This window comes from Ensifer sp. Root954, from assembly GCF_001429005.1.
GTDB lineage: Bacteria > Pseudomonadota > Alphaproteobacteria > Rhizobiales > Rhizobiaceae > Ensifer > Ensifer adhaerens.
This window is the reverse complement of record NZ_LMJM01000014.1, coordinates 164,050-179,438: the sequence shown is the minus strand read 5'-3', so window position 1 is coordinate 179,438 and position 15,389 is coordinate 164,050. Positions and strand designations below refer to the sequence as shown.

The 15,389-nt window shown below is 62.8% G+C and carries 15 protein-coding genes; 14 read left to right on the top strand and 1 reads right to left on the bottom strand.

Going from position 1 to position 15,389, the window contains the following annotated elements; translation table 11 throughout:
* Nucleotides 1-22 precede the first annotated feature (22 nt).
* The 12 genes from nagZ to ASE71_RS08110 all read left to right on the top strand — a co-directional run bounded on the left by nagZ (nt 23) and on the right by ASE71_RS08110 (nt 11,148).
* Entirely contained in the window at nt 23-1,039 is a 1,017-nt protein-coding gene (gene nagZ / locus ASE71_RS08165; RefSeq protein ID WP_060539238.1) for a beta-N-acetylhexosaminidase, read from the top strand.
* A gap of 53 nt (nt 1,040-1,092) precedes the next feature.
* A complete protein-coding gene (locus ASE71_RS08160) occupies nt 1,093-1,959 on the top strand; it encodes a segregation and condensation protein A (protein WP_371813562.1) in 867 nt (288 codons plus the stop codon).
* Nucleotides 1,952-2,680, top strand: coding sequence for an SMC-Scp complex subunit ScpB (gene scpB, locus ASE71_RS08155; protein WP_060516985.1), 729 nt, complete (start codon nt 1,952-1,954; stop codon nt 2,678-2,680). Before ASE71_RS08160 ends, scpB begins: the two co-directional genes overlap by 8 nt.
* Nucleotides 2,681-2,762: 82 nt before the next feature.
* Complete coding sequence (locus ASE71_RS08150; protein WP_060516987.1) at nt 2,763-3,875, top strand: ABC transporter ATP-binding protein; 1,113 nt, start codon at nt 2,763-2,765, stop codon at nt 3,873-3,875.
* A 91-nt stretch (nt 3,876-3,966) separates the two neighbouring features.
* Nucleotides 3,967-4,173, top strand: coding sequence for a twin-arginine translocase TatA/TatE family subunit (locus ASE71_RS08145; protein ID WP_034796642.1), 207 nt, complete (start codon nt 3,967-3,969; stop codon nt 4,171-4,173).
* Between the two features lie 74 nt (nt 4,174-4,247).
* A complete protein-coding gene (gene tatB / locus ASE71_RS08140; protein WP_060516989.1) occupies nt 4,248-4,952 on the top strand; it encodes a Sec-independent protein translocase protein TatB in 705 nt (234 codons plus the stop codon).
* Nucleotides 4,949-5,791, top strand: a complete 843-nt coding sequence (gene tatC / locus ASE71_RS08135) for a twin-arginine translocase subunit TatC (protein ID WP_060516991.1) — start codon at nt 4,949-4,951, stop codon at nt 5,789-5,791. Before tatB ends, tatC begins: the two co-directional genes overlap by 4 nt.
* A 46-nt stretch (nt 5,792-5,837) precedes the next feature.
* A complete protein-coding gene (gene serS / locus ASE71_RS08130) occupies nt 5,838-7,121 on the top strand; it encodes a serine--tRNA ligase (protein ID WP_060516993.1) in 1,284 nt (427 codons plus the stop codon).
* A gap of 26 nt (nt 7,122-7,147) precedes the next feature.
* Entirely contained in the window at nt 7,148-7,918 is a 771-nt protein-coding gene (gene surE, locus ASE71_RS08125; RefSeq protein ID WP_060516995.1) for a 5'/3'-nucleotidase SurE, read from the top strand.
* The gene (locus ASE71_RS08120) at nt 7,915-8,568 is read left to right on the top strand and encodes a protein-L-isoaspartate(D-aspartate) O-methyltransferase (RefSeq protein WP_034796623.1); all 654 of its coding nucleotides are present in this window, start codon (nt 7,915-7,917) and stop codon (nt 8,566-8,568) included. Before surE ends, ASE71_RS08120 begins: the two co-directional genes overlap by 4 nt.
* A gap of 194 nt (nt 8,569-8,762) precedes the next feature.
* A complete protein-coding gene (locus ASE71_RS08115; RefSeq protein ID WP_034796617.1) occupies nt 8,763-9,407 on the top strand; it encodes a hypothetical protein in 645 nt (214 codons plus the stop codon).
* A 187-nt stretch (nt 9,408-9,594) separates the two neighbouring features.
* Nucleotides 9,595-11,148 (top strand): LysM peptidoglycan-binding domain-containing M23 family metallopeptidase, encoded by a 1,554-nt coding sequence (locus tag ASE71_RS08110; protein ID WP_060516997.1) that lies wholly within the window; start codon nt 9,595-9,597, stop codon nt 11,146-11,148.
* 116 nt (nt 11,149-11,264) lie between these two features.
* Here the strand turns inward: ASE71_RS08110 and ASE71_RS08105 are convergent, their stop codons facing one another.
* Nucleotides 11,265-12,134, bottom strand: a complete 870-nt coding sequence (locus tag ASE71_RS08105) for an ATP-binding protein (RefSeq protein ID WP_034796613.1) — start codon at nt 12,132-12,134, stop codon at nt 11,265-11,267.
* 302 nt (nt 12,135-12,436) lie between these two features.
* Here ASE71_RS08105 and yajC point away from each other — a divergent pair, with 302 nt between their 5' ends.
* Nucleotides 12,437-12,772, top strand: coding sequence for a preprotein translocase subunit YajC (gene yajC / locus ASE71_RS08100; protein WP_034796611.1), 336 nt, complete (start codon nt 12,437-12,439; stop codon nt 12,770-12,772).
* A 45-nt stretch (nt 12,773-12,817) separates the two neighbouring features.
* Nucleotides 12,818-15,388, top strand: coding sequence for a protein translocase subunit SecDF (gene secDF / locus ASE71_RS08095; protein WP_060516999.1), 2,571 nt, complete (start codon nt 12,818-12,820; stop codon nt 15,386-15,388).
* Nucleotide 15,389 lies beyond the last annotated feature (1 nt).

The window sequence follows — 15,389 nt, the reverse complement described above, 5'->3', positions numbered from 1 at the left end:
GCCCGCGCTCTATGCTTTTGGGATGAGCGAATCAAAAGCATTTATCTCCGGCTGCAAGGGCCTTTCCCTCACGAGCGACGAGCGCGATTTCTTTGCAGGAGAACGCCCCTGGGGCTTCATCCTCTTCGGTCGCAACATTGGCGAGGAGCAGCAGATCTCGGATCTGGTGGCAGCCCTTCGCGACAGCATCGGCAATCCCAATGCGCCCGTGCTCATCGACCAGGAAGGCGGACGCGTTCAACGCATCCGCCCGCCGCTCGTTCAGCAGTATCCGAATGGCGCGGCGATCGGCGAAATCTACCGCCGCGACGCGGAGCTCGGTCTGCGCGCCGCCTGGCTGATGGGACGCCTGCATGCCTTTGACCTGATGCGCTTCGGCATCACCGTCGATTGCCTGCCTGTGCTCGACGTGCCCGTGCCCGGCAGCCACGACGTCATCGGCAATCGCGCCTATGGGCACGATCCCGAGACCGTCACGGCAATCGGCCGTGCGATGGGCGAGGGACTGAAGGCCGGCGGCATGCTGCCTGTAATGAAGCATATGCCGGGCCACGGACGCACCTTCGTCGACTCGCACCACAACCTGCCTGTCGTCAGCGCCACATTCGACGAGCTTGCCGCGAGCGACTTCCTGCCCTTCGTTGCGATGAAGGACGAGGTGATGGCGATGTCGGCGCACATGGTGTTCACCACGATCGATCCGGACAATCCGGCGACCACCTCTGCGAAGGTCGTGCGCGAGATCATTCGCGGCCATATCGGTTTCGACGGCCTGCTGATGTCGGATGACGTGTCGATGAACGCGCTTGCCGGCGACATGACGACCCGCGCGCGCAACATCATTGCCGCGGGACTTGATCTCGTCTTGCATTGTCATGGCATAATGGAGGAAATGAAGGCCGTCGCGGATGTAGTCCCGGTTCTGGCCGGCGAAAGCTTGCGCCGGGCGCGGGCCGCCGAAGCCGCGTTCCGCGCGCCTGACGATGCGAGCGAAGTCGATCTGCGGGCGGAGTTCAATGCCCTGTTTGCAACCGTCTGAGGCAAACTGAGGCTGACGGCAAACAGAGACTGAAGGAAAGGATCGGGCTGCCAGTGAGCAATGCGGGCGAAAGACAAGGCAAGCCTGCGTCGAAGGCGCCGATGGAGCCCTTGTGGCAGGACGAGACTGCCGAGCGCGGACTGCATGAGGAAGCGCTGGTGGTCGACATCGCCGGCTTCGAAGGTCCGCTCGACCTGCTGCTGCATCTCGCCCGAAGCCAACGCGTCGACCTTTCGCGCATTTCCGTCCTGGCGCTCGCCGAACAGTACATCGCCTTTATCGAACGCGCGCGCAGCATCCGCATCGAGCTTGCGGCCGATTACCTCGTCATGGCGGCGTGGCTCGCCTATCTGAAGTCGCGGCTGCTGATCCCGCAGCAGGCGAAGGATGACGGTCCTACCGGCGAGGAGATGGCCTCGGCGCTGGCCTTCCGGCTCAAGCGGCTGGAAGCGATGCGCGAGGCGGCGACGCGGCTCATCAACCGAAACCGGCTCGGCCGGGACGTTTTCGTCCGAGGCGCACCGGAGCATATCGTCACTGAGAGGAAATCCGGTTTCGACGCTTCGCTCTACGATCTGCTGAGCGCCTATGCGGGCCTGCGCCAACGACAGGCGATCACCCAGGTGACAATCGAGAAGCGCCACGTCTGGTCGCTGTCCGATGCGCGGCTGATCCTGGCCCGCATGATCGGTGGTCTCGACGACTGGACTGCGCTCGATCATTTTCTCGTGCGCTACATGACGACGCCGAAGGAGAGAGCGACGGCAATCGCCAGCTCCTTTGCCGCGTCGCTCGAAATGGTTCGCGAGGGCCGTCTGGAGATCCGCCAAGAGGAGGCCTTCGCGCCGATCTATCTCCGGCGCGGACCAAATCCGATCGATGCGGAGACTCTCGCCGAGATGGAGGCAGCCCGTGGCTGAAGCCCAGAAGTACCTGCCTGGCGTTCCCGACGAGGAGGACGAGATCGAAACGGCATCCCTCGACCCCCGGCTGGAGCAGGAAGCCGAGCGGATCGCCGAAGCCCTGGTGTTCGCTTCGGCGCAGCCTGTGTCCGAGGCCTATATCGAGAGCCGGTTGCCGCGTGGCGCCGATGTCCGCACGATCATGCTGCGGCTTAAAGCCGTTTACGCGACGCGCGGCGTCAACCTCGTTCAGGTGGCCGACCATTGGGCCTTCCGCACGGCCGCCGATCTCTCTTTCGTCGTTCAGACCGACGAACAGGAGGTCCGCAAGCTTTCAAGGGCAGCCCTCGAGGTTCTGTCGATCATCGCCTACCATCAGCCGGTTACGCGCGCCGAGATCGAGGATATCCGCGGCGTGCAGACCTCGAAGGGTACGCTCGACGTGTTGATGGAGGCGGGCTGGGTCCGGTTCCGCGGGCGCCGGCGCACACCGGGGCGTCCGGTGACCTTCGGTACGACGCGCGACTTCCTCGATCACTTCGGGCTTGAGGAACTGCGCGACCTGCCGGGCATCGAGGAATTGAAGGGCGCCGGGCTGCTCTCCGGCCGCGTGCCTTCGAACCTCAACATCCCCGTTCCGACCGGCGACGACGAACTGGCCGAGAACGAGGATCCGATCACCCAGCTCGACCTGGAGGAACTGGGGCTCTTGACACCGAAGGGCGAAGAAGCCGATTAGAAAAACCTGATTATAGATATCGGCTTTCCATGGCGTCGGGGCTCGCTGACCCTGCGCCACTGGTGTCAAGGAATGCAAGAGCATGGTTTCAGATCCGCAGGACGCTCCCGTCATGACCACGCGACGGACAGCGGGCGTCTCCTTCGCGGCGAGCCTGACCTTCGAAGATATTCACCACAGCTATCACGCCAAGGAAACGATCAAGGGCGTCAGCCTGGCGGCAAAGGCCGGCGAGGTCCTTTGCCTGCTCGGGCCTTCGGGATCCGGCAAGACGACCCTGCTGCGCATCGCCGCGGGTATCGAGAGGCAGAGCGCTGGGCGTCTGATGCTTAATGGCCAGGAAATTTCCGGCCCCTCTGTCTTCCTGCCGCCGGAAAAGCGTGGCGTCGGGCTGATGTTTCAGGACTTTGCGCTTTTCCCGCACATGACGATCCGCGACAATGTCCGTTTCGGTCTGACGGCGATCCCCAAGAAGGAAGGTCTGATCCAGGCGGATGCGGCGCTCGAGCGTGTCGGCCTGTCGCACTATGCCGATCTGTATCCGCACGTGCTTTCCGGCGGCGAGCAGCAGCGCGTAGCGCTTGCCCGCGCGCTCGCGCCGCGCCCGGCGGTGCTGCTCATGGACGAACCATTTTCCGGCCTCGACTCGCGCCTGAAGGATTCGATCCGTGCCGATACGCTGGCGATCCTCAGGGAAACGCGGGCAACGGCTATCGTCGTCACGCATGACGCCGAAGAGGCGATGCGCATGGCGGATCGCATCGCGCTCCTGAAGGACGGGCGCCTTGTTCAGGTCGGAACGGCCGACGAACTCTACCGCGAGCCGAGGGATCTTTTTGCCGCCGGCTTCTTTTCGGAGATCAACGTCTTCGATGCGCAGGTTCGTGACGGCCGCGTCGAAACGCCGGTCGGAAGCGTTGCAGCCGGCCCCCATCCGGAAGGCAAGCGCCTCTCGGTGGCCGTCAGGTTGTCTGGAGTGCGCGTCGGCGAAGAGGATGGCGACATTCCCGCCCGCATTCTCTCCCGTCGCTTCATCGGCGTGGTCGAGCTTCTGGAGCTCGCTGTGCCGCGTTGTGAGGAGGTGGTTCGGGCGCGCATCAGGGCGGACCGATTGCCGCATGGATTGCGTGATGTAATGCTTTCAGTTAACGAGCGGGATATATTACTGTTTGAAAAAAGCAGTTCGGCATCTTAGGTTCTGTCACAACGAGACGCGTGCTTGAGGCACGCCTGAAAATTGACATGTGATAGAGCCTAAATCGGGGAAGGCTCAGAGGAGTAAGAGCATGGGTTCGTTAAGCATTTGGCACTGGCTGATCGTTCTGGTCGTGGTGCTGCTCTTGTTCGGTCGCGGTAAGATCCCCGAACTGATGGGTGACGTTGCTAAGGGCATCAAGAGTTTCAAGAAGGGCATGTCCGACGATGAGGCGGCTGCTACCGACAAGACGCTCGACAGCAAGACCGTTGACCACAAGTCTGACGAAGTTCGCTAACAGTCTGGTGTCGGTGAAGCCTGTCCGGTGTCCATACCGGGCTGGCGGCATCAAGGGTTTGCAGGACATATCGCATGCTTGATATCGGCTGGACCGAGCTCGTCGTCATCGCAATCGTTCTGATCGTGGTTGTCGGGCCGAAAGACCTTCCGCCAATGTTGCGGGCTTTCGGCCGCATGACCTCGAAGATGCGCGGCATGGCATCGGAATTCCGTCAGCAGTTCGATGAAGCGCTGCGCGAAGCGGACCTTGACGAGGTTCGAAAGACCATCAGCGACGCGCAAAGTCTCAATCCGGCCAATGCGTTGCGCGATGCAATCAATCCGCTGCGCCAGATGGGCAACGATATCAAGGCGGACCTGCAGAAGGCGGCCACACCCGACCAGCCTGCGACACCGAACACCGTCGATACAGTTTCCGCCGTTGCGCCGGCCGCGGTCGAAGCCAAGCCCGCAGATGCGGTTGCCGCTGCGGCAATCGGTTCGGCCAATCGCCAGATCGAGCGCGCAGAGGTCGCATCCGTACCGGCGGAAAAGCCGAAGCGTACGACCAGGACGAAGGCCGATGCGACGCCGGCTGTAAAGAAGGCCGCGCCCAAGTCGACAACGGCAGCGCCCAAGACGGCAACAGCTGCATCCAAGTCGGCCACGGCAAAGTCTGCTGCCAAGGCGCCCGCGAAGCCGGCCGCTGAAAAGAAAAAAGTGACGCCGACAGTGGCAGAGCCTGCTGCCAAGACGTCAAAGCCGCGCACCAGTGCGCGCAAGAAAGGTGAAGCATGAGCGGCGATATCGAGGACCGGCCGCAGCCGCTGATCGAGCATCTGATCGAATTGCGCAAGCGCCTGATGTGGGCCATCGGCGCGTTCTTCGCTGCGTTCCTCGTCTGCTTCTACTTCGCCAAGGGCCTGTTCAACCTTCTGGTGCTGCCGTTCAAATGGGCCGTGAGCTGGGCGGGCCTCAACCATCGCAATGTCGAGCTCATCTATACGGCGCCGCAGGAGTTCTTCTTCACCCAGATTAAGGTCGCGATGTTTGGTGCGCTGGTCATCGCCTTTCCTGTAATCGCGGCACAGATCTACAAGTTCGTTGCACCGGGGCTCTATAAGAACGAGCGCGCGGCGTTTCTGCCGTTCCTGGTCGCGTCACCGCTCCTGTTTCTGCTTGGCGGCGCGCTTGTCTATTTCTTCTTCACCCCGATGGTGATGTGGTTCTTCCTGGCCATGGAGCAGGGCGGTGGCGAAGGGCAGGTGGCCATTCAGCTCCTGCCGAAGGTCTCGGAGTATCTCAGCCTGATCATGTCGCTGGTCTTCGCCTTCGGCCTTGTCTTCCAGCTCCCGGTCATCACCACGCTTCTTGCCCGCGTCGGCTTCGTGAGCTCGCAGGGTCTTGCCGAGAAGCGCAAATACGCGATCGTGATCGCCTTCGTTGTCGCGGCCGTGCTCACGCCGCCGGACCCGATTTCCCAGATCGGCCTTGCGCTGCCAGCCATCCTTCTCTACGAAATTTCGATCTATACGGCGCGACTCGTCGAAAGGCAGCGGGCAGCTGACGCGCTCAAGAGCGAGGCTGCCGAGTCGCAGGAAGGATCTTCCGGAGAGGTCGGCCCCGCCAAGGGCTGAGCATTCGAGATTTCGCGCCGTGATCTGACCAACGCGTGGAACGAAAATGCTTGATATCAAATGGATCCGTGAGAATGCCGAGATGCTGGACGCCGCCCTGGCGAAGCGGGGCGCGGAGCCTTTGTCGGCATCTCTGATCGCGCTCGACGAACGCCGCCGTACGAACCTTCAGGCGCTGCAGGACATGCAGTCGCGCCGCAATGCGGCCTCGAAGGATATCGGCGCGGCCATGGCGCAGAAGAATGCCGAGCTCGCCGATAAGCTGAAGGCCGAGGTTGCCGACCTGAAGAACGCCATGCCGGCGCTCGAAGAGGACAGCCGCAAAATCGAGGCCGAGCTCAACGACGCCCTGTCGCGCATTCCGAACATCCCGCTGGACGATGTACCCGTCGGTGCCGACGAGACCGGCAACGTCGTCAAGAGCGTGGTTGGCAAGAAGCCCACCTGGAACCACCAGCCGCGCGAGCACTTTGAAATCGGCGAAGCGCTCGGGCTGATGGATTTCGAGGGTGCGGCCCGCATTTCCGGTTCGCGCTTCACGATCCTCAAGGGCCAATTGGCGCGGCTCGAGCGCGCGCTCGGCCAGTTCATGCTCGACCTGCACACCCAGGAACATGGTTACACCGAAGTGCAACCGCCGCTTCTGGTGCGCGACGATGCGATGTATGGCACCGGCCAGCTGCCGAAATTTGCCGAAGACCTCTTCCGCACCACGGATGGCCGTTGGCTGATTCCGACGGCGGAAGTGCCGCTGACCAACATCGTCCGGGAGCAGATCCTGGAAGGCGAAAAGCTGCCGCTGCGTTTCACCGCGCTGACGCCGTCCTTCCGCTCGGAAGCTGGTTCTGCCGGTCGCGATACCCGCGGCATGCTGCGCCAGCACCAGTTCAACAAGGTGGAACTCGTCTCGATCACCGATGCCGAAACGTCCGTTGCCGAACACGAGCGCATGACCGCCTGCGCCGAGGAGGTGCTGAAGCGCCTCGGCCTGCATTACCGCGTCATGACCCTTTGCACCGGCGACATGGGCTTTGGCGCCCGCAAGACCTACGACCTCGAGGTCTGGCTGCCGGGACAGGATACGTTCCGCGAGATTTCGTCCTGCTCGGTCTGCGGCGATTTCCAGGCGCGCCGCATGAACGCCCGCTACCGCACCAAGGAAGACAAGGGAACCCGCTTCGTTCACACGCTGAACGGTTCGGGCGTTGCCGTCGGCCGCGCGCTCATCGCCGTCATCGAGAACTATCTGAATGACGATGGTTCGATATCGGTGCCGGAGGTGCTGGTCCCCTACATGGGCGGCCAGACGCGCATCGAAAAGGTAGCCTGAGCGAACGTCGAGGGGAGTGCGGCATCATGCGGATCCTGCTGACAAACGATGACGGCATTCACGCCGAGGGCCTGTCGGTACTTGAACGCGTCGCCCGGACGATTTCGGACGATGTCTGGGTCGTCGCGCCCGAAGCGGACCAGAGCGGCCTTGCCCATTCGCTGACCCTGTCGGAGCCATTGCGGCTGCGGCAGATCGCGGAAAAGCGCTTCGCACTTCGCGGCACGCCGACCGATTGCGTCATCATGGCCGTCCGCAAGGTACTCGATCGCAAGCCCGATCTCGTGCTGTCCGGCGTCAACATTGGCGCCAACATGGCCGACGACGTGACCTATTCCGGTACCGTCGCCGGCGCCATCGAAGGAACGTTGCAGGGCATCCGCTCGATCGCGCTGAGCCAGGCCTACAATCACGCCGTCGGAAAGACCGTACCGTGGGATGTCGTCGAAATGCACGCGCCGGCCTTGGTCCGCAAGCTGATGAAGGTGGATCTGCCCGACGGCACGCTGCTCAACGTCAACTTCCCCAATTGCTCGGCGGACGCTATTGCCGGTACGGAGGTGACGTCGCAAGGCAAGCTCGACTTCGGCCTGTCGATCGACGAGCGAACCGATGGCCGCGGCTTTCCCTATTTCTGGCTGCGTTTCGGCGAACGCTTCGGCGATTTCCGCGCCGGAACCGACATTCACGCCCTGCGTGAAAACATGATCTCGGTCACGCCGCTCAAACTCGACCTTACCGACTACAGTGTCCAGGATCGCCTGGCGCGGGCGCTCAACGAGGGAGCCGTTGCTTGAGTGCGCGGGTGACCGAACAGGAAGGCTTTGCCAAGATGGTGCTGCGTCTGCGCGCCGAAGGCATCACCAACCATGATCTGTTGAAGGCGGTTGAGCAGACGCCGCGAAGCCATTTCGCGCCGCCGCAGTACCAGGCCGAAGCCCATTCGCAGCGGACGATCCCGCTCGATTGCGGTTCGTTCATGGAGGGATACGACTTTGCGGTCCGTCTGCTGCACAGTCTCAATCTGAAATCCGGCCAGCGTGTTCTCGAAGTCGGCACCGGCAGCGGCTTCACCGCCGCGGTCATGGGACGCGTTGCCGAGCGGGTGCTGACGATCGACCGCTATCAGACGCTCGTCGGCATGGCCCAGAAGAACCTCGAAAAAACAGGTGTTCGCAATGTCATCGTCCGGCATGCCGACGGCAGTGCCGGCGTGCCGGGTGAGGGCACCTTCGACCGGATCCTGATCACCGCCGCCTTCAACAGTCTGCCGCGCATGTTTTCGGATCACCTCGTTTCGGGCGGCACCCTGCTGGTTCCGATCATGATGAGCGAGACCCATTGCCGGGTCGTGCGCGTCAGCCGCACGGGCAGCCGCTTCGATCGCGAGGATCTGTTCGACGCGCCTTACCTTCCGATCGTGCAGCAGCTGGCGTCGTTTCTCTAAATATTGAATTCCCGTCCGCGCGGGTGAGGAGCGCCGGTCGCGCCGGCGTCGACTACTAACGACCCCTTAACTTTCTCCAGTCTCGCGCAAGCTTCGCGCCATACGCCTGCCGTGCACGGACAGGGTTCCGCCTGCGAGTCGTCGCTTGCCTTGCGACGTCGGCGGACACCGGTCGCGAGGTACGGAGACGGCACATGCAGATCGCGAACAGGTTGACGGCGGCAGCATCCGGCGACGGGCTGAACAATCTTGCCGGGCGCAATGCCGGCCAGACGAATTCCGCAGGCAAGGATGAGCAGGCGGCACAGGCGCTTGCCGCGACCTTCTTTGATCCGACGCCACGCATCTCGCTTTCGGCCGATGCCCTGCTTTATCTAGGCCAGACGAAGAAGGGATCCGACGGCCAGCCGGCACTCACCCGCGAGGAATGGAACAACCGCCTGTCGCCGCAACTGGCCTCGCGCGAATACCAGGCCTTCGGCAAGTTTCTCGATTCCGGCGATCACCAGGCCTATTACAAGAACTTCATCGACTACTACGACGGCCTTCGTCCGGAGGACCAGAACAGTTTGCGCTATTTCGGGACACGCGAGGCGGCGGTGGCCGGTCTGCGGTCGCTCGAATATGAAGAAGCAAGTGGTGCGGACGGAGACGCGGCGTTCCAGACTTTGGTGAGCGTCCTGCTCGACGAAGACAAGACGGCGCAGTCCGAAACCCTGGCGCAGCCGGCCGGTCGCCAGATTTTTGCCTGGGACCTGACGAGCATCAGCTACGAAGAAGACCAGACGGAGCGGCGATCCGTGTCCGAGATCGAGCGCCTCTATTCCGAACTGATCTAGCGCTAGGCTCCTCGTGCCCGGGCGGCAGCTGTGACGCTGCCTCTAGCATGCCCTTGACGGGCGACGGTCGACCTATGGTTAGCATTTGGTCAAATTAGTCCTTTGGTGGGGTCTGCCTTAACCACGCGGTAACTCTAATACGCTTTAATCAATCCACATCGAGTTGCGTTCGGAGTGGGTAAGCGTCATGCGTAAGTTTGTATCTCCCGGGGTTGGAAAGTCGACGATCCGCCTTTGCGTGGCGGTCCTGCTGGCAGGCGTCGCAACAGGCTGCAGTTCGGATGCAAGCCGGTTTGACGGCCTGTTCTCCCGGTCCGACAACATCACCACAAATTCCATCCCCCGAGACGCAACGCCGGTCCCGCGCGGCGATGTGTCCGTGGGTCAGATGGCGGCAGCGCCGGTTGATAACCGTGGTTCAGCCCTCGGTCAGCCCTATCCGGCGGCAGCCGGGCAGGGTGCCTACGATCCGGTAAACACGGCCTCCACGCCCGTATCCAACGCCCGCGTCGCCTCGACCCCGATCTCCGTTCAGCGCACCACTCTGGCTGACCCGAGCGCTGCTGGAAACCAGCGCGCCGAAGCCCAGCCGTTCCCGGCAGCACGCCAGCAGGCCGCACTCGCCACGCAGCAGACGCTTCCCGCAACGGTCAAGGAAACCGCAAGCAAGAGCGGCTGGACGACGCAGAACGCTCCGACGATCATGGTTCGCCCGGGTGACAATGTCGCCGTTCTCTCCAAGCGTTTTGGTGTCCCGGAAAAGGAAATCCTGAAGGCCAACGGTCTGCAGTCCGCAGCGCAGGTCGAGACCGGTCAGCGTCTCGTCATCCCGACCTTCGGCGTCGCAGGCAGCGCTGCCAAGGCGGCAGCCACGAACTCGATCGCCGATCTCGATGGCAACAGCCGCCAGCCGTCGCCGCTGCCGGTCAATCAGCGCGACGTTGCAATCCTGCCGGGTTCGGCCCAGTCCCGCGAAAAGGGTGAAGGCAAGTCTGACGTCGTTGCAGACAAGCCGGCAACGAACGGCGAGGGCGCCGGCGGTGGATCCTACACCGTCAAGCCGGGCGACTCGCTCAACCGTATCGCCAAGACGACGGGCGTATCCGTTGCCGCCCTCAAGCAGGCAAATGGCCTGACGGCCGAATCGATCCGCGTCGGCCAGACGCTGCAGCTGCCGGGCGCAAATGGTGCCGCTCCGGATCAGCTCAAGACGGCCTCGGTTCCCAAGAAGGCCGAGCAGCCGCAGGTTGCGTCGCTCGACAAGAACAAGCCGGCTGAATACCAGGCGCCGGTTGCTAAGCAGAGCGTCAGCGAAGTCGCCAGCAAGACGACGGATATCGACGACGATTCTCCGAAGTCGACCGGCATCAGCAAGTACCGCTGGCCTGTGCGCGGCGCAGTCGTCGCCGGCTACGGCGCCAATGTCGATGGCAACCGCAACGACGGTATCAACATCTCGGTGCCCGAGGGCACGCCGATCAAGGCGGCTGAAAACGGTGTCGTTATTTATTCGGGCAGCAGCCTGAAGGAACTCGGCAACGCCGTCCTGGTGCGCCACGACGACGGCACGGTCACGGTTTATGGTAACGCTTCCGAACTCAAGGTTCAGCGCGGCCAGAAGGTTCAGCGCGGCCAGACGCTCGCTGCTTCGGGCATGACCGGGCGGGCAAGCCAGCCGCAGGTTCACTTCGAGGTGCGCAAGAATGCCACCGCGGTAAACCCGGCGACCTTCCTCGAATAGTCTCGATCGGTCGCAAAGCCGATCCGGATCCGATGTTTGCACCGCTTGCCCTCTCGGGCAGGCGGCGCTTTCTATTTCAGGATGTCGGCAAGGCGTGCGGTTCGCGACGCGCCCGGTTACCCGTCGAGCCTGTGGCGCAGGCGGCCGGCGAGATCCTGGATGAACTGCCAGGCGACACGGCCGGACCTTGCGCCACGGGTCGTTGCCCATTCCAGCGCTTCGGCGTGCAAGGTGTCGCGATCGAGCTTGAAGCCATAGTGCGCGGCATAGCCGTCGATCATCGCCAGATAGTCGTCCTGGCTGCACTTGTGGAAGCCGAGCCACAGGCCGAAACGGTCGGACAGCGAAACCTTCTCCTCGACCGCTTCCGACGGGTTGATCGCGGTCGACTGCTCGTTCTCCATCATATGCCGCGGCAGCAGGTGGCGCCGGTTCGAGGTGGCGTAAAGGAGCACGTTGGAAGGGCGTCCCTCGACGCCGCCGTCGAGCACGGCCTTCAGCGACTTGTAGGACGTATCGTCGTGATCGAAGGACAGATCATCGCAGAAGACGATAACCGGGACCGGTGCCGACTTCAGAATGTCCATCAGCGCCGGAAGCGTGGCAATATCTTCGCGATGCACCTCGACCAGCTTGACCGCAACACCGGTGTCGCGCGCAACCTGCGCATGAACCGATTTTACCAGCGAGGATTTGCCCATGCCGCGTGCGCCCCAGAGAAGCACGTTATTGGCCGTGTAGCCCTCGGCAAAGCGCAGCGTGTTGTCGAGCAGGATGTCACGGACATGGTCGACCCCGGTGATCAGGGACAGTTCGATGCGGTTCGGCTTGGCGACCGGCTGCAGATGGTGTGTCGCCGGGGCCCAGACGAAGCACTCGGCAGCGGTCCAGTCGTTCGCTGCAGCGGCGGGTCCGGCCATGCGCTCGATCGCCGCGGAAAGCTTCTGCATTTCCCTGATGAGAACGTCGATCTTGGCTTCCGGCATATGTCTCTCTCCACTCGCTGAATCAGGTGTTTGGCCGTGCCGTCATGATTCGAGGCGGCGTGGCCCTGGTGTTTACCGTAACCGCGTCGCGGCCAGGTCCCACCAGAAACCCGGTAGCACGCAGGTTTACGCTGGAAAAGGTCACCGAGGCCCGCGCGAGGGGTTCTCCTCTTGTGTAAATTGTGTCAGAGGCACAGGAACGGGTACGGGTGCCCGCGGCTTTGCAGAGCGGCGGGGCGTCCCTATATTCCGGCCGATTTGGCGCGGAGGAACCGCCGATATTTGAACTCAAGGAGTGATCGATGTTCATTACCGAAGCTTTTGCGCAGACTGCCGGCGCCCCTTCCGCCGGCGGCGCGGACATTCTCATGTCCATCCTGCCGTTCCTGCTGATTTTCGTCGTTATGTATTTCCTGATCATCCGTCCGCAGCGCGCTCAGATGAAGCGCCGCGAGGAACTCCTGAAGAACATCCGTCGCGGTGACCAGGTCGTGACCGGTGGCGGCATCGTCGGCAAGGTCACCAAGGTCGTTGACGACAGCGAACTCGAAGTCGAAATCGCCGATGGCGTGAAGATCCGCGTCGTCCGCAGCGGCGTGTCGGAAGTTCGCGTCAAGGGCGAGCCTGTCAAGGAATAAGGCAGGAACAGCCACCACCAGCCGAGCAACTGGAGCGTTTGAGGCATGCGCAGATTACCGCCGTTGAAACGTATCCTCGTCTGGTTGGTGGCACTTGCCGGCATCGCCTTTGCGCTGCCGAACGTTCTAAGCCGGGAAGAGGCAGCCGAACTTCCGTCTTGGCTGCCCCATCGCCAGGTGGCGCTCGGGCTCGATCTCCAGGGTGGCTCCCATTTCATGCTGCGGGCGGCGCGCAGCGACATCGTCGCTGAACGGCTCGAGACGATCGCCAACGAGGTCGGCAAATCGCTGCGCGATGCCGACATCGCCTATATCGGCCTTTCCGGCGAAGGCCAGTCGATCGCCTTCCGCGTTCGCGACCGGTCGCAACTCTCTGCCGCTCGCGAGCGGCTGAGGCCGCTGACGGCGCCCGTCGATATCGGGGGGTTCGGCTCCGAGCCGATTTCCGAGGTCGTTTTCGACAGTGCAGAACCGGATGAACTGGTTCGCCTGCGCCTCACGGACGAAGGCATCGACTACCGGCTCTCGCTGGCCGTGGCGCAGTCCATCGACGTCGTGCGCCGCCGCGTCGCCGAAGTTGGCGCCATCGAGCCGCTGATCCAGCGCCGTGGCGATGACCGGCTGATCGTGCAGGTGCCTGGCCTCGGCGATCCGCAGCGGTTGAAGGATCTGCTCAGCCAAAGGGCCAACCTGGCCCTGCGGATGCTGGATACCTCCGTGCCCGTGCAACGCGCCGTGGAGGGCCAGCCTCCGTCCGGCACGGAAGTCCTATATTCCTTCGACGACCCGCCAGTGCCCTATCTCGTCGAAAAGGCACCGCTGCTTGCAGCGGCGAATTTTGTTGCAGCCCAGCCGGAACCTGATGCTTCCGGCGAAAGCGCGTCGGTCGCCATCAAGATCGATACCGCTTCGCAGCAGCGTGTTGCCGCCCTTGCGGCGCAGCAGCCGCCAAAGGATGCAGCGATCGTTCTCGATGGACAGGTCATCGCGACGCTCAAGCTGTCGGAGGCTGTCAACGGCGACACCTTGCGCATCTCCGCAGACCTGCCGACCGAAGGTGCGACCGACCTTGCCGCTCTCGTGCGCACAGGGCCACTCGCGACGCCCCTGACCTTCGTCGAAGAGCGAACGGTCGGCCCCGGCGTCGGTGGCGACGCCATCGCAGACGGCCTGAAGGCGGGTCTGGTTGCGGCTGTCGCAGTCGCCGCATCGATGATCTTTTTCTACGGCGTCTTCGGCGTCTTTGCGGTCATTGCGCTCGCCCTGAACATTGTCCTGATTATCGCGGCGCTTTCCCTTTCGGGCGCGACGCTGACCCTTCCGGGCATTGCCGGCATCATTCTGACGATCGGCGTGGCCGTCGATTCGAACGTGCTGATCTACGAGCGCCTGCGTGAAGAGGTTCGCGGCGCCGAGCCCCTGCGGCGCACCATCAACAACGCCTTTTCGCGTGTCTTCAGCAGCATCTTCGATGCCAACCTGACGATGCTGATTGCGAGCGCCATCCTCTTTTATCTTGGCTCCGGATCGGTGCGCGGCTTTGCCGTTACGCTTGCGATCGGTAGCGTGACGACGCTCTTCACCGCTTACACGGTCACCCGCCTGATCGTGAAGCGCTGGCTGCGCCAATGGAAGTCGGAACGCTTGCCGAAGGGTATTAGGACCGGCCGCTTCAGCGACCTGGACATCCGCTTCATGCGGATCCGCAACCCGGTCTTCATCCTGATGGCGGCGCTGTCGCTCGCCTCCGTCCTGCTGCTTGCCGGCATCGGGCTCAATCTCGGCGTCGACTTCAAGGGCGGCTCGATCATCGAGCTGCATTCCAAAGGCGGACCGGTCGATGTCGCCGATCTTCGCGCGCGCCTCGACGAGCTGAATTTCGGCGAGGTCCAGGTGCAGCAACTCGGCTCGGGCGAGGACGTTCTGGTGCGGGTACCGTCGCAGGAGGCGGGAGACAACGCCGAACAGACGGCCGCCGGCGTCATCCGGTCGGAACTTTCGGACGAGTATGATTTCCGCCGCGTCGAGGTGGTCGGCCCCGTCGTATCCGGCGAACTGACACGCGCCGGCACTATCGGGCTTGCTGTTTCGTTCCTTGCTATCCTGCTCTATGTGTGGCTGCGCTTCGAGTGGCGCTTCGCCGTCGGCGCGATCATTGCCACGACGCACGACGTCCTGCTGACGATCGGTTTCCTCGTGCTGACCGGCATCGAGTTCAATCTCGGCAGCATTGCCGCGGTTCTGACGATCGTCGGCTACTCGCTGAACGACACGGTCGTCATCTACGATCGCATCCGCGAAAACCTTGCACGCTACAAGCGCATGCCGTTGTCGGTGCTGATCGATACGTCGATCAACCAGACACTGTCGCGCACCATCCTGACAGCGCTGACGACCGTTCTGGCACTGACAGCGCTTTATCTCTTCGGTGGCGGCCTTATCCGCGCCTTCAGTGTTACAATGCTGTTTGGCGTTATCGTCGGAACGATCTCGTCCATTTACATCGCCGGGCCGATCCTCATCCTCTTCAGAAAGCGCACCGACCACATTCCGGGGGACGAGAACGCCTCCGGCGCGGATACGGGTGCGGCGGGCGCGGCAAAGGGTGCTGTTTGAA